The following is a 19713-nucleotide window of genomic DNA, read 5'->3' as shown; positions in this document are numbered from 1 at the left end:
CCCGGCTTGTCGCTACCGTCTCTTCCGGATCGTCACGGATCCCCACCCTGATGCCGCATCGAAGGTCACGATGGACGACCCCAAGGGCTCGATGAGCCAGCAGCGCCTCGTGTGGCCAGGCCGCGTCACCGCTTGAGGCGGCCCATGCTGCGTTCGACGCTGTTCCGCTGCTTGTGGATCTCGGCGTCGAAGCCGGGCGGGCGGCCGCCTCGGCGTCCTCGCCGCAGGCGGTGGCCGATCCAAGTCGGACGGCTGCGGGATGACCGCGCGGATCCCGCGTCCTCGCCGGTGGGACCGGATGGCACGGGAGGAGTGGGCCCGGTCCGCGAGCACGGCCAACGGCCGGCTTCGGGTCCTGCCGGGCCCGCTTCGTGGCACGCGGATGCGGGCCATGAACGCTTCGAAGGCGGGTGCGTCGCCTGCGTGGCCCGCGGTGACGGTCAGGGCCAGGGGCCGTGCGCCGTCGTCGGCGGCCGGGTGGACCTTGGTGCTCAGGCCGCCGCGTGAGCGCCCGAGGGCGTGGTCGGCGGGCTCGCTGCGGCCTTTACCGAGCTCGTCGGGCAGGCCCCGCCAGGGCGAGTTGGTGCGGTACTTCGACGCGATGGCCTCGAGCGTTCGGCGGCGATCAGCCCACCCCCGTCCACGGCCGGATCGGCCGGCATCAACGGCTCGATCCGGCCCCACATCACATCAGTGATCACCAATCGGGCAGGCAGACACAACCGATCAACGGACCAGCCCATCGGGGAGACACGCGCCAGCCAGGAGACCGCGGCCGGCTGCTCCCGCGGGGCAGTCGGGCCCTGGTCAGATCGTGACGGGGCCGTGGGCAGTGGTGAACTCGACCGAGACCAGGCCCGGTTCCTCATCCTCGACCCAGGTGACGTCGATCTGGTCGAGGGGGTGCTCGGCCGGTTCGCCGAGGAATTCGGCGATGGAGGCGGCGTCCCCGGCGATGGAGACCCCGTGGATGGCGGTGGACGTGCGCGGGTCGGCGCTCGGGCGCTCCTCGATGGGGACCAACCACTGCAGGAAGTAGGGCAGTTGCGGGTCCTCCATCAGTTCCAGCAGGCCGATCTGCTTCCACCTCAGGTCGAACCCGTCGGGGCGGACACGGTGGCCCTCGGCCGAGGTGCGGCCGAGGCGGGCCTCGACCGGGGCCATGTCGTCGACGGAGACCACCCAACCGAGCCAGCCGCCGCCCTCGGCGGCGCGGCGCGCGACCGCCTGGCCGAAGGGTGCGCGGTCGGCGGCGGGGTGGTCGAGTGTGGTGACCACCTCGACGTAGGTGCCGCCGCTCAGCGGGAGAATGAAATTGCGGGTGCCGAATCGCGGGTGCACGCCGCCGTCGACGAACCCGGCGCCGAGGGCCGATCCGATCCACTGGACGGTCGAGACGAAGCTGTCGCGGGCCACCGCATAGGACACGTGATCAAGTCGCACTGCGGCATCATCACCCGGCGACCCGCACACGTCCCGACGCCACGCCCGCCGCCCCGGCCGCGTTCACCGTGGTTCAGCCGTGGAGCGTATCGATCAACGTCATCCGGGCGGGTCGTGCAGGCCGTCATCACGTTCGCGGTGTACCGATGCCGCGAACTCTCGGGGCTCAAGGGTGGTCAGGGCGTCGGCGTCCTCGTCGGCCGTCCAGCCCGACGGCCGGCCGTGCCCTTCGCTGGGAAAGCCCGAGCCGTGTGTCGTCGGCGCGCTGAAGAACCACGGCCGACGACACCCAGGGGTGGACGGTGGCTGGCAACTCCTGCGCCTCATGCCGGAACGCCGCTCGGGCTGAGCCTGGCGGAGGTCCGGGACAAGAAGGCGGTGGCGAGGACCCGGGGCACGAAGGCGACCCCGGGAACGGGGGCACCGGCGAGGGGCGGTGGCAGCGAGGACGGCTCCGCCGGTGCCGGGGAGAGCGGCAGCGGTCCCGGTGGAGAGGCTGCCTCGGGCGAAGGCGCTCAGAACGCGGGCGAACCCCGCCGGTCCCGGTCCGCCTTCTCCCCCACTGGAAGGGATGCCCGGAGCCCCATGGGCGGTGGTGCCGCCGGCCCGCCATCGGCCGGAGCTGGCGCAGGGCTTCCTCACGCCGGGCGCGGCGCTTCGTACGGCGCACCAGAGGCTGGACGCCGTACGGCTGCGGAAGCTCTCGTACGACCAGCACGTGGTGATCGGCGAGCTCGCGCGCACGGCACGCGCCCTCGCCGACCACGCCGGCCAAGCCGGCCAAGCCGCACCGCCCTCGCCGACGAGGAGGGCGCACAGCTCGGGGCCACGGGTCGGCTGACGAGGACACCGGACCCGGCGCTCGGGTTCAGCGGCTCGGAACCGGCCGCCGGGGGCGACCGTGCCGGGCGGCGCGGACTCGGCGCACGCGCCGCCCGGCACACCGCCGCGTGCCCGGAAAACCACCACCCCCGACACCCGGGAACAGCATGCGCAAGCGGCGAAAGCGGGGGCCTCGACGCGGCCCGTCCGGTCCGCGACCGGATCAGGACGCGGGAGGAGGCCCTGATCACCGAGATCGCGGCCGCCTGGACTGCGGCGACGTTTCCTTTTCGTCATGACCTCACGGCCTGAGAGGTGGATCCTCGGCCCGGCGAATCGCGTCTCCTAGAAGACCACAGGCGTCATGTGCCTGTGTTGGTACTGGCTGTTGCGAGGAGAACCACCAAGTGGCTGGAGCATTCCGATTCGAGATACTCGGCGCGGTGCGCGCGTACCGGGGGGACGTCGAGCTGCGGGTGGGGCCGCCGCAGCAGCAGGCGTTACTGTCGCTCCTGCTGCTGCGGAGGAACCAGCCCGTCTCCATGGCGCAGATCGTCGGGGCGTTGTGGGGGGACGAGCCGCCCGCCCGGGCGGTGACCACCGTCCGCACGTACGTGTGGCGACTGCGGAAGCTGCTGGAGCAGGGGGCCGCCTCGCCGACCGCCCTGGAGCTGGCCGGTGACGGCTACCGGCTGACGGTGCCCGACGGGGCACTGGACCTCTGCCGGGCGGAAGGGCTGGCGGCCGCCGCGGCGCGCGCCACCTCCGACGGCCGGACGGCGGAGGGCGCCCGGCTGCTGGCGCAGGCGTTGGAGCTGTGGCAGGCGGAGCCGCTGGCCGGGGTGCCCGGGCCGTTCGCGGAGCGGCAGCGGGTCCGCCTGGAGGAGTTGCGGCTGACCTCGTGCGAGGAGCACTTCGAGCTCGCCCTGGCGCTGGGCCGGCACCGCTCGGCCATTCCGGGTCTGGTCGAACTGACCGAGGCGCACCCGTTGCGGGAGCGTCCCTACGGCCTGCTGATGCGGGCGCTGCACAAGGCGGGGCGGCAGGCCGATGCCCTGGCGGTGTTCGGGCGGGTGCGGGACCTGCTGATCGAGGAACAGGGCATCGAGCCCGGGCCGGAGCTGACCGAGGTGCACCGTCGGATCCTCGTCGGCGATCCCGTTCGGGCCGGGACGGAGCCGGTGCCGTCTGTTGCGGCGCCGGAGCCGTCGCCCGAGCCGGGCGTGGTGGGGGCCGGCACCGAGGGCGTGGTGCCCGCCCAGCTGCCTTACGACGCGCCGGACTTCGTCGGACGGCGCGATCAGGTCGACGTCTGGCACGCGCTGCTGACCGAGCCGGTGCGCCGGACGCCGGTCGTGCTGGCCGCCGCGGGTATGGGGGGCGTCGGCAAGACCTGTCTCGCCCTGTACGTCGCCCATCGGGCGCGCTCCCACTACCCGGACGGGCAGCTCCATGCCGATCTGCGGGGCAACGGGCCCGACCCGGCGAAACCGGGTTTCGTCCTGGCCGGGTTCCTGGCGGCCCTGGGGGTGCCGGAGGACCAGGTGCCCGACGGCGTCGAGGACCGGGGCAGGCTCTTCCGGTCGCTGATCGACGGGCGGCGGCTGCTGATCGTCCTGGACAACGCCCGGGACGCCGCCCAGGTCCGCGAACTCATCCCCGGGTCACCCAGTTGCGCGGTCGTCATCACGAGCAGGTCGCCCATGTTCGACCTGTCGTTGACGTCCCAGCTGCTGCTGGAGCCGTTCCGCACCGACGAGGCACTGGAGCTGATCGGGGCGATCATCGGCCGGGAGCGGCTGGCCGCGCAGCGGGAGGAGGCGCTGCGGCTGGTCGAGGCCTGCGGTCATCTGCCCCTCGCGGTGCGGATCGTGGCCGCCCGGCTGTCGGCCCGGCCCTCGTGGCCGGTGGCGACGCTGACCGCGCGCCTGGCGGACGAGCAGCGGCGCATCGCCGAGCTGCGGATCGGCACGCTGGCCATCGACGCCGTCTTCGAACTGGGCTACCAGCAGCTCACCGAAGCCCAGGCGAGGGCGTTCCGGTTGGTCTCCCTGGCCGGTGGGGCGGACATCGGGGTGCCGACGGCCGCCGCGGCACTGGGCGTCGACGAATCGACGGCGGAGGACCTGCTGGAGTCGCTGACCGATGCCGCGATGGTGGAGTCGGCCAAGCCCGGCCGCTACGGTTTCCACGACCTGGTGCGGGTCTTCGCCCGGCAGCGTGCCGAGTCGCACGACCCCGCGGAGGCGGCGGAGGCCTTCGGCAGCCTGCTGGACTTCCTGCTGGCGACGGCCGCCAGTGCCTTCCCGCACGCGATCCCCGGCGACGCGGTGGCGAACGCCTTCGGTCCGCTGCGCTCGGTCGGGCTGGAGTTCGGCGACGTGCACGCCGCCCGGGCCTGGGTGGTGACGGAGATCGACGGCCTGATGGCGGCCGCGCTGAGCACCGTCGCACTGCGGCTGCCCGGCGCGGCCGGGGACCGGCTCGCCGGCGCGGTCGACCTGCTGCTCGCGGTCAGCCCGTTCACCCCCGCCGTCTGGTACGAGCGGATGGCGCCGGTGGCGCTGGCGCTGACCGAGGCCGCGGAGCTGAGCGGCTCCACGCGGACCATCGGGCGGTCGCGGATGCTGTGCAGCGGCATCGCCCTGCGCGCGGGCAGGATCGAGGAGGCGGGGAGGCACGCCGAGCTGTCCGTGGCGGCGGCCCGTGCCGCGGACGACGTCTACACGCTCCGCCAGGCCCTCAACGACCTGGGGCTGGTCGCCCAGTTCCTCCGCCGCTTCGAGGAGGCGGCTGCCTGCTACGACGAGGCGATCGCCCTGGCGCACAACCTGGGCCACCGGTCCGGTGCGGCGGTGACGAGCGTCAACGCGGCGCTGGCCCGGGTGCGCAGCGGGTCTCCCGCGGAGGCGGTTCCCGCCTGTGAGTCCGCACTGTTGGTCATGGACGAGTTGGAGGACCAGGTCGGGGCGGCGTACGCGTTGTACGTGCTCGGGTTGGCGCTGCACGGGGTGGGCCGCTTCGAGGAGGCGGTGGTGCGCTACGGCGAGGCGCTGGCGGTGTGCCGGGCGGCCGGGCTGCGGGAGCGGGAGGCACAGGTGCTGTACCGGCTGGCGGAGACGCTGCGGCGGACCGGGCGGGTGCCGGAGGCGGTGGAGCACGCGGCCGCGGCGGTCGAGCGCTGCGAGGAGGCGTGCTCGGAGCGCGACCGGGCGCAGGCTTGGGTGGCGATGGGGCGGGCGCTTGCGGACCTGGGTGATACGTACCGGGCCAGGGAGCAGCTGGAGCAGGCCCACGGAGTCTTCACACGGCTCGGGCTGCCCGACGCGGCCGATGTGTCGGAGCTGCTGGCCACCTTGGCCTGACCGGGGTTCCCGTTACGGGGGACGGGAATTCCAGGTGCGGAACAGCCGCCCGGCGCGGGGCACCCGCGCTGCCGGACGGCCGTCCCCGGAGCGTGCGTCACATGATGGGTCCCCGCGGCGCGAAGTCCGACCCGGTGTTGTTGACGGCGATGGTGCGGCCACCGCCCGCCGTGACGAGGTCGGGGGCGGAACCGGCTCCCACGAGGCCCAGGACGGCCGCGGCCAGAAGGGTCAGCAGGCCGAGGGCGGGGCGGGCAGTGAGCAGCTTGGACATGGGTGGTCCTCCTTGACGGTCACCACCGGTGGTCCACCGGTGGGTGCTGGGTGGGCGGTGCGGTGGTGCGGACGGGTCGCGTCAGCAGCACAGCGGGATGTCGCGCTCGGGGCGCAGGCTCTGGTGCTCGGTCGGCAGGACATCGCGGTCCGCCGTCGAGGTGAGGGCGATGTGGACGGGGCACAGGGCCAGCAACAGGGCCAGGACCACCGTGCGGGCCGTCAGCCGGGGGGAAGGTCCGGTGGCGGCGCCCCGGGGGGTGGGGGCACCGGTGGAGCGGCTGGGGACGTGCGACATGCGGAGCGCTACTTTCGTCGGGGCATGGACCGGGGAGAGGGAACGCGGAGAGGGGTGCGGCCCGTCCCGGCCTGTCGTGTCCGACGCTAGTCGCCGACGATCAACACAGGATCAGCAGCCGATCTATGCCCGGGCCGAACCCTGTTGACCGAGGTCGCCGCTGCCGGACGCCCCGGTGGTTGCGCCGGCGGCAGGGAGCAGGCTGCTGCGCTGGCCGAGGCAGCGCAGGCTCTGCCGGTACGCCCACACGGCCCGATCGGTGCGCCCTGAGCGCTCCAGCAGCTCGCCGAGGTCGTTCCACGCGGACGCGGCCTGCCGGTCGGCTTCGGAGGCCTCCAGCAGGAGCGCGGCCCGCTCGCAGCCGGCTTCGGCCGCCGCGACTTCGCCGAGCTGCAGTTGGGCGCCCGCCAGCACCAGAAGGGTCCGGGCCGTCTCCAGCCGGTGCCCGGACCCCAGCAGCTCCAGGGCCCGGCGGGCGTGCCGCTCCGCCTGGGGGGCGTCGGACTCCAGCAGGCAGGCGCGGGCCAGCGAGGTCTCGCAGTAGGCCATGTCGACGGTGCTGCCGTGGTCGGCGAGGGCCTCCGCGCTGCGTGTCAGCTGCGCCTTGGCCTCCGCGATGTCGCCGGTCTCCGACTGCATGAGCACCGACGCGTAGGCGTTGCGCAGCCGGGACAGGGCACGGGCGTCGTCACCCTCGGAGTAGATGGCCAGGGCGCGTTCCAGCAGGAGCAGGGCGTCGGCGGACTCACCGCTGCGGTGCGCCACCACTCCGGCGTTCCAGTACGCGGCGCCCAGGGCCTTGCGGTCGCTGACTCCCTCGGCCTCCTCGATGGCGGTCCGGGCCAGTGCGGCGGCACGGTGCAGGTCGCCGCGTTCGCAGTGCAGTCCGACGAGTGTGGCCAGCAGTTCGACACCCAGCACGGTCGGGGTGATCCGGAGCCTGCGGGCCTCCTCCAGGGTGGTGGTGGCCAAGTCGACGGCGTGGGCGAGGTCGCCCATCTCTCGGTGGCAGCGGCACAGCGCCACCGCCACCGCGAGCCGCGGCACCAGGGACTGCCCGTACCCGGCGTGGTCGAGCAGCGCCTGGTAACGCTCGGCGGCCTCCTCCAGCCGGCCGTCGTGCTCCAGCGCCTGGGCCACGCCGTACTCGGCGGAGAGCCGGACGGCGTCCTTGCCCTGGGCGGCGGCCGCGTCGCGGACCGCGGTGAAGGTGTCCAGCGCGGTCTTCGGGTCGCCGTTGCGCAGGCTGATCTCCGCGTAGCGCAGATCGGTCTGGAGGGTGTCGGGCCGATCGGTCGCCACCATCTCCAGCAGGTGCTCGGGCGGGCAGCCGAGCCGGGCGGCGATCTGCTCCAGCACCTCCGGGGAGGGGGTCCGCTTGCCGGCCTCCAGCAGCGAGATGTAGCTCGGGGAGAGCTCCGTGCCGGCCAGGTCCATCTGCGACAGGCCCGCCTCCCGGCGCAGTCGGCGGATCCGTGACCCCAGAGCCTGCGATTCCGCCATGGCGGCTTCCCCTTCATTGTGACTGACTGCGGGACAGAACGAGTGAATATACTCGGTCAAGGCCGGGCGGTACCAGGTCGGACCGGGTGGGACCCGGTGGTGCGTCAGTCGCCGGCGTGCTGGGCCGGCCCTCGGGGGCGGGTGGCGGCACGGTGGTCGGCCCGGTACGGGTCCGGCCGGTGGCGCAGGCTTCAGTCGTGCCGGTCGAACGGGCACGTCCAGTGCGGGGAAACTGCGCGGCCGGAGTACTGCCGTGCTTCGGAAACCTCGCCGTGCTCGGCGAGCATCGGATTCACGTCGCCCTGGAGTGCCACTTCCTTGCCGCGTATTTTCGTCTGCATTCCCTGGTAGACGCCGGTGTGCTTGAGTTCGGCGAACTGGCGGTGGGAATTGAAGACCAGAACGGGATGGGCGAAGCGCCGCGAGATGCGCGAGGCACGGCGGTGCAGGCCGATGACGAAGAAGGGGTGGCCGCCGACGCTGATCCCGAACCGGGGGTCGCGCGGGTCGGGCGAGACCTCGCGGGCCCACGGGTGGTCCGCGCGGTCGGCCCGGTGGAGTGCGGTCAGCTGCTGCCAGAGCAGCTCCTCGAACTCCTCCTCGTCCGCCGGATCGGACCGCGTGAAGACGGCCGCGAAGGAGTGGAAGCGTCCGGGGCCCGCCAGGGGGCCGGTGACGAACCGTACGAGGTCCGTGCGGAGCCGGTGCAGGTCCTCGCGGTCGCCCAGGGTCCCGTAGACGCCGGTGGCCAGTTCACCGCGCTGGAGCGCGGCACGGGCGCCCAGGCAGGTGAACGTGTCGGCGCGCAGCCAGGCGGTGAAGCGCTCCACGACCTCCTCGGCGTGCCCGGGGTGCTCGCGGCCGGGCGTGTTCCGTTCCGTCATCGCCCGCTCCAGCCGCGGTCGGCGAGCGCCCGCAGGACCGCTTCTCGGCGGCGGCGGCGTTCGTCGCGCAGGGGGCCGTCGTCCGTACGGAGGAACTCCGCGCGTACGGTGAGCGAGAGGTGCCCGCCGGGCACCTGCCCGCCCTGCAGCAGGTCCTTCACCGCGACCCGCCGGTCCTCGGTGCCGCCGGCCCGGGCGACGACCCGCAGGACCTCGCCGGCCGAGACGGCCTCGGGCACGACGACGCTGACGTTGAACGCCGGCGGCGGGAGCGGCTCCGGGATCCGCACGGTGGGCGGGACCGGCGCGGGGCCGCCCAGCAGGTCCAGGTCGAGTTCGGCGCAGCACACCCGCTCCCCCGCGGCGTCGCCGAGTGCCGCGGTCTCCTCGGAGAGGACCCCCGCCCGGCCCACCGCGGTGCCGCGGACGCGGACGGTGAAGGAGGCGCCCGCCGCGAACTCCGCGTGGGGTTCGGGCGTCAGCTCGAGTGCCTCGTGGCCGGCCGCGGCGGCCGCCGTCCGCAGGAGGCCGTTCAGATCGGCGAAGCCCGCGGTCCGTGGCCGGGGTTCGACCAGGGACGGGGGCGCGACGGCTCCGGCGAGGACGGCGGCGAACCGCCAGGACTCGTCCCCGAGCGCGGCGGAGCGCGGGACCTGGCCGACTTCGAAGACGTGGGCCGCTCCGGTACGGCGCAGCGCTCGGCCCGCGACGACGAGCAGGCCGGGCAGCAGCGAACCGCGCACCCGCATGGCGCGCAGTCCGGCCCGCCCGTGCACGGTGACGGGCTCGGCCGCCGGTGGGGTGCCGACCGCGCCGAGGGGCTCGCCGGAGCGCAGCAGCACCGGTGTGGTGACCTGCTGCAGCCCCCGTCTCAGGGCGGCCGTGGTGAGGCCGCGGCGCAGCAGGCGCGCCCGGTCCGGCCACGGGCCGGCGGCGGAGGGCGGCAGCCTGCGCAGCAGGGTCGGGTAGCCGCGGACCCGGGCGGCCTCCCCCGCCAGCGCGGGGACACCGTCCAGGTCCGGCCGGGCGGCGGGCACCGTGACGTGCAGCGGGCGGCCCTCCTCGGGAGGCGCGACGACCGCTCCGCCGGCGGTCAGCAGGGCGGCCAGCGTCGCGAGGTCGAGGTCCGGGTCGACCAGGCGGCGCAGTTCTCCGGGGTCCGGGCGCAGCACGCGCGGTGCGGGCGCGGACGCGCCGGCCCCGCCGGCCGCCGTGACGGTGCCGCCCGCCCAGTCGGTGACGAGCGCGACGAGGCGGGCCACCGCCCGGTCGCAGGACCTCGGATCGTGTCCCCGTACGGCGGGGGGCCCGTCAGGGTCGGGGCACGGGCCGGGCCCGGGGGCGGGGTGCGCTGCCGCCGGGTCGAGCCACCAGGCCCACACCAGGGTGTCGCGGCCGTCGGCGGGGACGGCTGCCGCCGGGGTGTCCCGTCCGAGGACGGCCACGGTGCGTTCGCCGGCGCGGAGCAGCAGTCCTCCGGGGGGCGGCCCGGCGGGATCCGCGGGATCCGCGGAGCGCAGTCGCAGGCCGGTGAGGTCGAGTTCCCCGGCGTCGGCCGCGCCGAGGGGCTGCCCCGTCTCGAGCGCGACGTACGCCGCCAGATCGGCCACGGTTCCGGTGAGCGGCACACCCGCCGCGCGCAGCCGGTCCGCTGCCGCGCCCGGCAGGCGGACCTCGCCCGGGAGCCGCACGACGGCAGCCGCCACGCGGCCGGGGAGGCCGTCCTCCGCCGCCACGACGAGGCCGTCCGGGAGGGGCGCCGACCGTCGGGATGCCGACCGCTGGGGCGCGGTCGGCCCGGCCGCGCTGCGGGCGCGGACCTCGGCGGCCAGTCCGCGGACGGAGCCGAGGTGGGCGAGCTCGGGCGGGGGCAGGACCTCCACCAAGCGATCGGCGTGCAACCCTGCGCGAGCTCCGCTCTCGTGGAGGTGGTCCAGGAGGGTGGCGCGGTCGACGGGGCCGCCGCACTCCTGCTCCAGCCAGGCGAGGGGGATCTTCACGGTCGGTCGGTTCCTTTCTGCGGCGGCCCCGCCGGCGGCCCGGCGTGGTCGAACTGCTCCAGCAGGCGCACGTCGTTGACCAGCAGTTCCCGGATGTCGGTCAGTCCGTGGGTGAGCCTGAGCAGGCGCTCGACGGAGCAGCCGAAGCTCAGCCCCACGACCTCGCGCGGGTCGTAGCCCCCGGCGGTGAGCACCTCGTCGCGCAGCAGGCCGCCGGCGCCGATCTCGATGCGTCCGCGGCCCTCGCACTCATCGCAGCCCGGGGCGCAGCGGGGGCAGGCCACGTCCACGGCGAACCCGGGTGAGGCGAAGGGGTAATCGCCGCGGCGCACGCGCCACGGATGTCCTGGTCCGAACAGGCCGTACACCAGGCGGTCGAAGAGCCCCATGAGGTCCGGCAGGCCCGCGCCCGGCTGGACCACCAGTCCGTCGATCTGGGTGAACTGGGAGCCCGAGTAGGGGGAGGAGAGTTCGTTGCGGAAGCAGGTGCCCACGAGCAGGGTGCGCAGCGGCCCGGGGGCGGCGGCCCGCATGGCCCGCGGGCCGCCGGACGTGGCGTGGGTGCGCAGGACCAGGCCGGGGGCCGGGAAGAAGCTCAGGCGGGTCCGGGTCGGATGGTCCTGCGGGTAGCCGAGCACGTCGAAGTTGTCGCGGGCCGACTCCAGCAGGGGCAGGTCGACGACGTCGAAGCCGAGCGGCACGAACAGGTCCCCGATCCGGTCCACGAGGGCCGCCACCGGATGGGGCCGCCCGGTGTGCGGCCCGGCCGGCGGCAGCCCGGGGTCGCAGCGGGCGTCGGCCACCTCCGGGGTCAGGGCGGCGGGGGCCCGTTCGTCCGGCACGGTGTCAGCCCGCCTTGCGGTAAACGCCGATGTGGTTCTCGGAGTACGTGTCGTAGGGGACGTTGCCCCAGTCGCCCCAGCGCTCGCTGAGTTCGAGTCCGGCGATCCTGGCCATGAGGTCGAGCTCGGAGGGCCAGGTGTACCGCAGGAAGGCCGGGTAGAGCTTGATGCCCTCCTCCCGGATCTCGACGTGGTTCTCCTTGATGTGCTGGGTGGCCCGGTCGAAGGTGTCGGCCTCGATGCGGACGTGGTCGAGTCCTACGTCGTACACGTGGGCGCGGCCGTTGAAGCGGAAGCGGGTCGGGTCGGGTACGAAGGTCTCGACGACGAAGAGCCCGCCGGGCTCCAGGTGGGCGGCCACCGATTCGAAGCACTGGATCTGCTCTTCCTGGGTCTGCAACGCGTACAGCGAGTTGAGCAGCAGGAAGATGAGGGAGTAGCGGCGCTCGGAGGTGAAGTCGGCGATGTTGCCGATGGACACCTCGATGGACTCGCCGCCGGGCTTGGTGCGCATCACGTCGACGATCTCGGGGGACGCGTCGAGCCCGTCGAGGGGGACGCCGCGCTGCGCGAGCGGGAGGGCGACGCGGCCGGTGCCGATGGCGAGTTCGAGGGCCCGGCCGCCGCCGACGCGCTTGGCGAGGAAGTCGACGGCTCCCTCGGGCTGCGGCCAGTCGATCTCGTCGTACACGCTCTTCCAGCGGGGGCCGTACGTCTCGGGCTTCCAGTCGGTCATGGTGGTGGCCTTTCTCGTGGTCCGGGGTGGTGCGGTGGGGTCGGGCGGTGAGGTCAGGAACCGAGGACGCGCAGCTCGTGGTGGGCCAGGAGCAGGCGGTCCTCGACCTCGTCGGCGTGCGGGCCGGTGGCCATGACGTAACCGACGCGCCCGTAGAGGTCCTGCGGAGGGGGCGTCACCGTCTCGCCGCGCGGGCGCAGCTCCCCGATCTCGTGGATCCAGGGGCGGGCGCGCAGCGCGGGGGCTTCGGCGAGGCCGTCGAAGCGCTGGCGGGTGCGGGGGTAGAGGAAGCGGATGCCGGCCGAGCGGTCGCCGCTGGAAGCGATCTCCGGCGCGCGGCCCAGGGCGGCGGCGGTGAGGAGGGAGCCCAGGCGCACCCCACGGGCCAGCTCCACGATGCGGGAGGCGATGTCGCCGCCCGGTCGCGCGTTGAGCTCGATGATGCGCGGTCCCGCCGGGGTCATCTTGACCTCGACGTGGGCCACGGTGCGGTCGATCCCGGCGGCGAGGACGCTGCGGCAGGCGAGGTCGAACCCCTCGGTCATCTCGGCCCGGCCCAGGGTGCCGTGTCCGGTGATGAAGCCGGCCTCGACCGGGTAGGGGTCGTAGGCCCAGATCTTGCGGGCCCAGGAGACGGGGGTGGCCGTGCCGTCGTGGACGAGGCAGTCCACGTCGAATTCGAAGCCCTCCAGGAATTCCTCGACGAGGATTCCCTCGCTTTCGAGACCCATCTTGTCCGCGTGCAGCGCGGCGTCGAAAGCGGCGTCGAACTCGGATTCCTCGTCCACCCGCCGCACACCGGCGCTGCCGGACAGGCCGCGCGGTTTGACGATCAGCGGGTAGCCGATGTCGCGGGCGGCCCGGCGGGCCTCGTCCGGGTCGTGGACGAGGTGGGAGCGGGTCGGGGAGATGCCGGTGTCGGCGAGCAGGGTGCGCTGGCGGTGCTTGTCGCGCGCCAGCTCGGCCGCGGCGACCGGCACGCCCGGCAGTCCCAGGCCGCGGGCCAGGCGTGCCGCGGTGACGACCATGGTCTCCTCGTAGGTGACCACGGCCGCGACCCGGCGGCGTGCCAGCAGGGCCTTCGCGGCCCGCAGGGCGTCGTCGTCGGTGTCTCCGCCCGGGGAGGCGTCGAAGACCGCGCAGTCCTGGACCCAGTGCAGCTGCCAGGTCGGCGGTTCGGGGTTGAGCAGGACGAGGTCGGCGTCCGCGGCCATCTGGGCCAGCAGGCGCTCGTGGCCGGCGCGGTAGCCCGACCCCACGACGAGCAGCGTCTCACGGCTGCCCGCACGGTCGTGTGTCACGTGTCTTCCTCTCGGTCCGGTCGGGTTCCGCAGTCGCCGATCGGGGGGTGGGTGAAAGAGAGTCAAATATCTTTGTGACTTGCTGTCAAGATGAGTCAGTAATGCAGTCACTAATATTCTTGCGCGGGCAGCCGGAGGGTCCGGACGGTCACGACCGGCGTACGCGGCGGCTCGTCCGGCGCCGCGACGGCGAGGGCCGCACGGTGGCCGGGCGGGAAGTCGAGGTCGGCGAACGCCCAGCCCCGGGTGGTCGGCTCCGGCCCCCTCCCGTCGGCGGCCGCGTCGCCGGCAAGGCCCACGCACGGGCCGGCCAGTCCGCCGGGCAGCCCCGTACCGATGGCCTTCAGGTAGGCCTCCTTCCGCACCCAGCAGCTGAGGAAGCCCTCCTCCCGCCGATCGGGCGGGAGTTCGGCGAGCGCCGCGCGTTCGTCCGGGTGCAACCGCCGGATCATGCCGTCGAGGGGGCTGTCGGGGTGGCGGAAGGCTCGTGACTCGACGTCGACGCCGACGGTGACGGAGGCGAGCGCCACGACGGCCAGGTCGCCCGCTCGGGACAGCGAGAACTCGACGGCCTGCCCCTCGCCCGCCGTCCTGGGCCGCCCGTGCGGACCGGCGCAGTGCGCCAGGCCGCAGGGCTCGCGGGTCAGGCGCACCTCCCCGGGCCCGATGCCGAGGCATCCGCCGAGGACGGTCCGCAGCGCGAGGTGCGAGGCGACGTAGCGGCGCCGCGCGGGGGCGTCCTGGAACGCGGCCGCCCGGGCCCGCTCCCGCCGGTCGAGCACCCGCTCGTGACGGGCGTCGGGCACTGAGTCCAGGCGGACGACCCAGACGGCGGCCTCCCCCGGTCCCGGCAGGTCGCCGCGCGCGGGCCGGGCGTCCCCCGCCCTCGCGTACCGCGGTGGATCAGGACGCATTCGGGGCTCCTTCACGGACGTGTCTCCCTACGGGGGTGCCTCCTTGGTCAGGACGGGGGCGTCTGGGTGGCGCGCGCTGCGGCCGCGGAACGAGAGCAGGGCGTACAACGCGAACGCGTAACCGCCCAGTTGCAGGGCCAGGTAGCTCCAGACCCCGCCGCCGTCCACCACCGGCAGCAGCACCAGCGGCGCGACGAACGCACCGAGGCCGTGCGCGAGCGAGGTGGCGGCGGCGTAGCTCTCCAGCCGGGCCGCCGGGGCGGCCAGCGTGACGAGCGGCTGGACGCTCGGCGCGATCAGGCACTCCCCGACCGCGAAGACCAGCCCGAACAGGGCACCGAGCAGCAGGCGTACGCCGGTTCCGGGCACCAGCACGGCGGCCGTCAGGGCGGCCATGGCGACCACCCAGACCAGGATGGCCGCCGTCAGCGCGGCGACGTACCCGATCCGTTCGACGACCCGCAGGGCCAGGCCCTGGAAGGCGATCACGCCGACGGTGTTGCAGGCGACCACGATGCTGACGCCGGACACCGAAAGGTGCGCGTTGCGCAGGATCGCGGGCACCACGGCGTCCACCTGGGCCAGCCCGAAGACGACCAGGGCCGTCTGCAGGAGGAGGAGCCGCCGGAACACCGGGTCCCGCAGCGCCGTGCCCCGCTCCCTGGGGTCTGCGCGCGGGGCGCCGCCGTCCGCGCGGTGCGTACCGGGTCCGGCGGACCGCCCCTCCGCCCGGCGCAGCCGCACGAGCGTCGCCCCGTACAGCAGGTAGCTGGCCGCGTTGGCGACCACGCACAGGGTGTAGCCGCCCTCGCCGAGGTGTTCCACGGCCTGGCCGCCCAGCAGCGCTCCCACGGCCACGGTCAGGGCGGAGACGCGGTGCTGGGCGGAGAGGACGCGGCTCAGGTGCGAGGTGCCGAACACCCTGGTGAGCAGCGGGGTCTGGACCGCGTAGTAGGCGCCGGTGCCGGCGCCGGAGAGGCAAGCGGCCGGCACGGTGGCGGCCATCGAGTCCGCCAGGGCCAGCCAGGCCGCGCCGGTGGCCTGGAGGACGGTGGCTCCGATCGCGGGCAGACCGGGGCCGTGGATCCGGCCGATCCTGCCCGCGAGCGGGTTGACGGCGAGTCCGGCCACCGCGAACAGCGCGAAGTACAGCGAGACTCCGGAGGTGGGCAGGCCCAGGACTTCTCGGAGGTAGGCCACGGTGAGCGGCAGCATGAGACCGGTGCCGAACGTGGTGGCACCCCAGCCGGTGAGGAACCCCGTGTAGAGGGGCAGCGGCTCCCTGCGTGCCGCCGCCTTCACCGGTCCGCGCCGTCCGGTACGGACGCGGGCACGGCGCGCCGCGGCGGATCACCCGGGGACGCCCGGCCGTGGAGGCCCGGGGGCGGGCGGTGTTCAGAGGTATCCATAGCTGAGCCAGCCTCCGTCGACGACCAGCGTCTGGCCGTTGATGTAGTCGGCCTCCGGGGAGGCCAGGAAGAGCACCGGGCCGACGATGTCCTGCGGTCTGCCGCGCCGGCGGGCGGGGATCCGCCCCACGATGGCGTCCTCGGCGAGCGCGGCCGGGTGCGGGGTCTCGATGCGGATCATGCCGGGGGCCACCGCGTTGACGTTGACGCCGTGCGCCGCCCACTCGACGCCCAGGCTCCGGGTCAGCTGCAGGACCCCGCCCTTGCTCGCCGCGTACAGCGCCCGTTCGGGGAAGGCGGTGTAGGAGAGCAGGGAGCAGAAGTTGACGACCTTGCCGTGGCCCTGCTCCAGAAACCGTCTGCCGAACACCTTGCAGGTGAGGAAGGTGCCGATGACGTTCGTGTCGAGCAGGCCGCGGGCGGCGTCCACGGAGAACCCGGTGGTCGGGCCGAGGTCGAACAGCCCGGCGGCGTTGACGAGCACGTCCACGCCGCCGAACGCCCGGTCGACCTGCTCGGCGCACCGTTCGACCGTCTGTTCGTCGGCGACGTCGGCCGGCAGCGCGAGGCTCTCGGCGCCGATGGCCTCGATTTCGGCGGCCACCGACTCCACCTGGGCGGCGGTACGGGCCATCAGGGCGACCCGGGCGCCGCGCTCGGCGAATCCGAGGGCGACGGCGCGTCCGATGCCCCGTCCGCCGCCCGTGACCACGACGCGCATCAGCGGGCCCGGAATTCGCCGAACCAGTGCAGCTGGTCGGGCTTGGCCCGGGTGGGGACGTTGCGGTAGACGTACAGCCCCACGCAGGTGAACCGGTCGGAGCGGAAGGTGGCGAGGATCTCCTCGCTGGTGATGCGGCGCGGGCCGGTGCCCTCGACCATGTGGTCGGAGAAGGAGTTGAGCAGGAAGAGGCCGCCCGGCTTCAGCAGGCGGTGGACCTCGTCGGCGTACCGCTCCCGTGCGTCGTCGCGCATGTTGTGGAAGACGAACGAGTCGGTCACCACGTCGGCCGAATGGTCGGGAAGCGGTACGTCGAGCACGTCGCCCTGGATGAACTCGGCCGGGGCTCCGGCGAGTTCGGCCCACCGGCGGGCACGGGCCACCGCGTCGGGCGACAGGTCGACGCCGGTCACGTCGAGTCCTTGCACCGAGAGGAACACGGCGTCGACGCCCGGGCCGCTGCCCAGGTCGACGAGGCGCTGGCCGGGCTTGAGGGTGCCGTCGATGACACGCTTGATGAGTTCGAGCCCCGGAGAGGCATTGAACCAGGAGAGCTTGGCGAGCGGCTCCTGCGCGTACACCGAGGAGAAGGTGTCGGTCCAGGTCTGCGTGAAGGCGGTCATGCGATGAGCTCCTGTCTCGTGCCGCGCGGGGCGGCGGGGGTGTCTTCGACGACGAGGCGTACGTAGCCGGGCACGGCCGGGCCGCCCGCCTCGGGGAGGGAGAGGACGACCAGGTCGTCCGTGCGGGACTCGACGGAGAATCCCGCGAACCGGTAGGTGACGAGCATCTGCCGGTTGCGGTCGGTGGGCCGGAAGTGGGCGACGGTGCCGGCGCCGTGCGCCTCGGCCAGTCCGGCGACGGCGGCGATGAGGCTCGTGCCGATGTTGCGGCCCATGACGCGGCACGACATCAGCAGCAGCCGGATCGTCCAGGGGGGCACGACGGCGCGCGGCTCGGCCCCGGCCAGGCCGGTCGTACCGGTGGCGACGACGGCGAGCCCGACGGTGCCGTACGTGCCGAAGCGGTCGTCGAGTTCGGCGACGAGCACGCGGTGGCCCGGGTCCCGGATCAGTGACGCCAGTTCGTCCTGGCCGAAGGTGATGCCGGTGGTGTTGAGCTGGTGGGTGCGCTGGGTCAGTTCGGCGGCACGGGCGAGGTCCGCCGTGCTCGCCCCGCGCACGCGCAGCGTCATGTCGAGGGACTCCAGGAACTCCGCCGCCGGGCCGTCGAACGCCACCTCGTGAGTGCGGCGCCTGCTCTCCGCCAGGTACATCGCGCGGCGGCGCCGCGCGTCGTCGGTCACCTGCGCGGGCAGCACCTCGCCGGCCGCCACCAAGGCGTGCAGCTCCTGCCGGGTCATGCAGCGCACGCTGGGCAGTGCGCCGGCCACCTCGGCGCGCTCGAACTCGGAGTCGTCCACGAACAGCACGCTCTCGGGCGAGATGTTCAGCTCCTGGGCGACGGCGCGCAAGGAGGCGGACTTGGCCGACCAGCCGACCTGCGGGTACAGGAAGTACTCGTCGAGCCCGAAGGCGCGCAGCCGCTCGGTGACGGCGTCGGGTTCGTTGCGGCTGGCGACGGACTGGAGGATGCCGTGCTCGTCGAGGGTGCGGACCAGCTGCCGGTTGGCCTCGGGGACGCTGAGGTCGTCACCCTCCAGGAGGGTCCCGTCCCACAGGGTGTCGTCGAGGTCCCAGACCACGCATTTGACCTGCGGGGCCGGCGGGGTGTGCGGCTCAGTGCTCTGCACGGTGGTCGTCCTCCTCCCGGTACGGCGCCGCCGGGGACGGGGCGCGGTCCGTGGTGCCGTGCCGGCCCCGCAGGAGGTCGGCGGCGATGATGTCCTGGAGTACTTCGGTGGGGCCCTCGATGACCTCGTGGACGCGCGCGGCGGCGTGCAGGCGGGCCAGCGGGTGGTCCTCGGTCTGCCCGGCCGCGCCCAGGAGGCGGGAGGCGGTCGCGGTGGCGGTGGTCGCCGCCCGGCTGGCCAGCAGCTTGGCGCGGGCGGCGGTGACCGCTGCGGACGGCTCCCGGTCCTCGATCTCGTGGGCGGTGTGCCGTACGTAGCGGGCGGCGGCGTCGGTGGCGAGGGCGGCGTCGGCCAGCAGGCCCCGGACGAGTTGCCGGTCACCGAGGGTGGTGCCGCCGTGGGCGCGGGTGGCCGCGTGGTCGGCGGCCAGGCGCAGGGCGGCCTCGGCGACGCCCACGGCGCCGGCGGCGACGTACAGCCTGCCCACCGTCAGGCAGGAGGTCACCACGAACGGGATGCCGATGCCGGGGCGGGCGACCGCGCGGGCGGCCGGTGCCGTGGCGCCTTCGAACGTGACGCGGGCGAGCCGGGCGGCACGCAGCCCCGCGGTGACGGGTTCCACGGCGACGCGCACGCCCGCTCCGGCGTCCACCAGGGCGCAGCTGCCGCGCCCGGCCGTGCTGCCGAAGACGAGGTAGGCGTCGGCGATCTGGCCGAACGACAGCCAGCGTTTGGTGCCGGTGATCCGCAGGGTGTCGCCGTCCCGTTCGATGGTGGTGGTCAGGGCGCCGGTGTCGGCGCCGGCCTGCTGCTCGGTGAGGGCGAACGCGGCGAGCATCCGGCCGGTCGCCAGTTCGGGCAGCAGCGCGTCGCGCAGTTCGGCGGACGCCCAGCGGCGCACCGCGTGGCAGACCATGGCGTGGACGACGAGCAGGCTGTGCAGGCTGGGTGAGGCGGCGGCCACCAGGCGGTGCACGTCGGTGACGGCGGCCGGGGGTGTGCCGCTGCCCCGGTGGGCGGTGTCCACGGTGAGGCCGAGCAGGCCGAGGGCGGCCAGTTCGTCGATGGCCGCCCTCGGGACGGCTCCCGCACGCTCCCAGGCGGTGGCGCGGGCGGTGAACGCGTCGTCGCGCAGGGCCGCCAGGAGGGCTTCGGGGACGGAGCCGGTCATGATGCGGCCAGCCGGCGGTTGACGAGCCCGGCCAGGCCCCGGATGGAGTCGAAGTTGGCGAGTTCGAGATCCTCGTCGGCGATCTCGACGTCGAAGGTGCGCTCGACGAAGTCGACCATCTGTACGGCGGCCACGGAGTCGAGGACCCCGTCGGAGATCAGCGGCCGGTCGTCCTCGATGCCGGGGCGTCCGCTGAGCCGGCTGATGAACTGCCGTACGGTGGCGGTGACTTCCTCGGGCGTGTGCGGGCGGGGGGCGGTGGTCTGCTGAGCAGCCAT

General features: G+C 74.2%; 18 protein-coding genes and 1 pseudogene. 2 read left to right on the top strand and 17 right to left on the bottom strand.

The genetic code is table 11. The features are described from left to right. Positions 1-128: 128 nt before the first annotated feature. Both K7B10_RS38005 and K7B10_RS38000 read right to left on the bottom strand, forming a co-directional pair. A pseudogene (locus K7B10_RS38005) lies at positions 129-716 on the bottom strand (transposase); the annotation flags it as partial. A gap of 91 nt (positions 717-807) precedes the next feature. After that, complete coding sequence (locus tag K7B10_RS38000; RefSeq protein WP_229343939.1) at positions 808-1443, bottom strand: VOC family protein; 636 nt, start codon at positions 1441-1443, stop codon at positions 808-810. 571 nt (positions 1444-2014) lie between these two features. Here K7B10_RS38000 and K7B10_RS37995 point away from each other — a divergent pair. Next, positions 2015-2284 carry a hypothetical protein gene (locus tag K7B10_RS37995; protein WP_229343937.1) on the top strand — a complete coding sequence of 90 codons (270 nt, stop codon included), beginning with the start codon at positions 2015-2017 and terminating at the stop codon, positions 2282-2284. Between the two features lie 388 nt (positions 2285-2672). Beyond that, positions 2673-5630, top strand: a complete 2958-nt coding sequence (locus K7B10_RS37990; RefSeq protein ID WP_229343935.1) for an AfsR/SARP family transcriptional regulator — start codon at positions 2673-2675, stop codon at positions 5628-5630. A 97-nt stretch (positions 5631-5727) separates the two neighbouring features. On the opposite strand, the gene K7B10_RS37985 is transcribed toward K7B10_RS37990, so the two are convergent. From K7B10_RS37985 to K7B10_RS37915, 15 genes are all read right to left on the bottom strand, one after another. Beyond that, positions 5728-5904 carry a hypothetical protein gene (locus tag K7B10_RS37985; protein ID WP_229343933.1) on the bottom strand — a complete coding sequence of 59 codons (177 nt, stop codon included), beginning with the start codon at positions 5902-5904 and terminating at the stop codon, positions 5728-5730. 81 nt (positions 5905-5985) lie between these two features. Beyond that, positions 5986-6201: a hypothetical protein gene (locus tag K7B10_RS37980; protein WP_229343931.1), complete on the bottom strand. Its 216-nt coding sequence runs from the start codon at positions 6199-6201 to the stop codon at positions 5986-5988. Between the two features lie 123 nt (positions 6202-6324). Next, the gene (locus K7B10_RS37975; RefSeq protein ID WP_229343929.1) at positions 6325-7704 is read right to left on the bottom strand and encodes a helix-turn-helix domain-containing protein; all 1380 of its coding nucleotides are present in this window, start codon (positions 7702-7704) and stop codon (positions 6325-6327) included. 191 nt (positions 7705-7895) lie between these two features. Beyond that, a complete protein-coding gene (gene gntA / locus K7B10_RS37970) occupies positions 7896-8588 on the bottom strand; it encodes a guanitoxin biosynthesis heme-dependent pre-guanitoxin N-hydroxylase GntA (RefSeq protein ID WP_229343927.1) in 693 nt (230 codons plus the stop codon). Continuing rightward, entirely contained in the window at positions 8585-10588 is a 2004-nt protein-coding gene (locus tag K7B10_RS37965) for a hypothetical protein (RefSeq protein WP_229343925.1), read from the bottom strand. The genes gntA and K7B10_RS37965 overlap by 4 nt, the downstream gene beginning before the upstream one ends. Next, entirely contained in the window at positions 10585-11430 is an 846-nt protein-coding gene (locus K7B10_RS37960; RefSeq protein ID WP_229343923.1) for a tRNA ligase subunit PheS family protein, read from the bottom strand. Before K7B10_RS37960 ends, K7B10_RS37965 begins: the two co-directional genes overlap by 4 nt. Positions 11431-11434: 4 nt before the next feature. Then, positions 11435-12166, bottom strand: coding sequence for a class I SAM-dependent DNA methyltransferase (locus K7B10_RS37955; protein ID WP_132760773.1), 732 nt, complete (start codon positions 12164-12166; stop codon positions 11435-11437). A 53-nt stretch (positions 12167-12219) separates the two neighbouring features. Next, positions 12220-13467 carry an ATP-grasp domain-containing protein gene (locus K7B10_RS37950; protein WP_229343921.1) on the bottom strand — a complete coding sequence of 416 codons (1248 nt, stop codon included), beginning with the start codon at positions 13465-13467 and terminating at the stop codon, positions 12220-12222. A 110-nt stretch (positions 13468-13577) separates the two neighbouring features. After that, positions 13578-14381: a 4'-phosphopantetheinyl transferase family protein gene (locus tag K7B10_RS37945; RefSeq protein WP_229343918.1), complete on the bottom strand. Its 804-nt coding sequence runs from the start codon at positions 14379-14381 to the stop codon at positions 13578-13580. A 27-nt stretch (positions 14382-14408) separates the two neighbouring features. Further along, a complete protein-coding gene (locus tag K7B10_RS37940; protein WP_229343916.1) occupies positions 14409-15683 on the bottom strand; it encodes an MFS transporter in 1275 nt (424 codons plus the stop codon). Between the two features lie 93 nt (positions 15684-15776). After that, positions 15777-16511, bottom strand: a complete 735-nt coding sequence (locus K7B10_RS37935) for an SDR family NAD(P)-dependent oxidoreductase (protein WP_229343914.1) — start codon at positions 16509-16511, stop codon at positions 15777-15779. Beyond that, a complete protein-coding gene (locus tag K7B10_RS37930) occupies positions 16511-17134 on the bottom strand; it encodes a class I SAM-dependent methyltransferase (protein WP_229343911.1) in 624 nt (207 codons plus the stop codon). Before K7B10_RS37930 ends, K7B10_RS37935 begins: the two co-directional genes overlap by 1 nt. Further along, on the bottom strand, positions 17131-18264 hold the full coding sequence (locus K7B10_RS37925; RefSeq protein WP_229343908.1) for an HAD-IIIC family phosphatase: 1134 nt from the start codon (positions 18262-18264) through the stop codon (positions 17131-17133). Before K7B10_RS37925 ends, K7B10_RS37930 begins: the two co-directional genes overlap by 4 nt. Further along, the gene (locus K7B10_RS37920) at positions 18251-19435 is read right to left on the bottom strand and encodes an acyl-CoA dehydrogenase family protein (RefSeq protein WP_229343906.1); all 1185 of its coding nucleotides are present in this window, start codon (positions 19433-19435) and stop codon (positions 18251-18253) included. The genes K7B10_RS37925 and K7B10_RS37920 overlap by 14 nt, the downstream gene beginning before the upstream one ends. Next, positions 19432-19713 (bottom strand): acyl carrier protein, encoded by a 282-nt coding sequence (locus K7B10_RS37915; protein WP_229343904.1) that lies wholly within the window; start codon positions 19711-19713, stop codon positions 19432-19434. The genes K7B10_RS37920 and K7B10_RS37915 overlap by 4 nt, the downstream gene beginning before the upstream one ends.

Source organism: Streptomyces flavotricini, assembly GCF_020639365.1.
GTDB classification, from domain to species: domain Bacteria; phylum Actinomycetota; class Actinomycetes; order Streptomycetales; family Streptomycetaceae; genus Streptomyces; species Streptomyces flavotricini.
Note: the sequence above shows the minus strand (reverse complement) of the source record. Positions and strands in the feature narration are given on the sequence as shown.

Coding starts and splice junctions, on each gene's coding strand:
- K7B10_RS37995 (WP_229343937.1), top strand. CDS start 2,015: ATGCCCGGAGCCCCATGGGCGGTGGTGCCGCCGGCCCGCCATCGGCCG.
- K7B10_RS37985 (WP_229343933.1), bottom strand. CDS start 5,904: ATGTCCAAGCTGCTCACTGCCCGCCCCGCCCTCGGCCTGCTGACCCTT.
- K7B10_RS37980 (WP_229343931.1), bottom strand. CDS start 6,201: ATGTCGCACGTCCCCAGCCGCTCCACCGGTGCCCCCACCCCCCGGGGC.
- K7B10_RS37975 (WP_229343929.1), bottom strand. CDS start 7,704: ATGGCGGAATCGCAGGCTCTGGGGTCACGGATCCGCCGACTGCGCCGG.
- gntA (WP_229343927.1), bottom strand. CDS start 8,588: ATGACGGAACGGAACACGCCCGGCCGCGAGCACCCCGGGCACGCCGAG.
- K7B10_RS37955 (WP_132760773.1), bottom strand. CDS start 12,166: ATGACCGACTGGAAGCCCGAGACGTACGGCCCCCGCTGGAAGAGCGTG.
- K7B10_RS37945 (WP_229343918.1), bottom strand. CDS start 14,381: ATGCGTCCTGATCCACCGCGGTACGCGAGGGCGGGGGACGCCCGGCCC.
- K7B10_RS37935 (WP_229343914.1), bottom strand. CDS start 16,511: ATGCGCGTCGTGGTCACGGGCGGCGGACGGGGCATCGGACGCGCCGTC.
- K7B10_RS37930 (WP_229343911.1), bottom strand. CDS start 17,134: ATGACCGCCTTCACGCAGACCTGGACCGACACCTTCTCCTCGGTGTAC.
- K7B10_RS37920 (WP_229343906.1), bottom strand. CDS start 19,435: ATGACCGGCTCCGTCCCCGAAGCCCTCCTGGCGGCCCTGCGCGACGAC.
- K7B10_RS37915 (WP_229343904.1), bottom strand. CDS start 19,713: ATGGCTGCTCAGCAGACCACCGCCCCCCGCCCGCACACGCCCGAGGAA.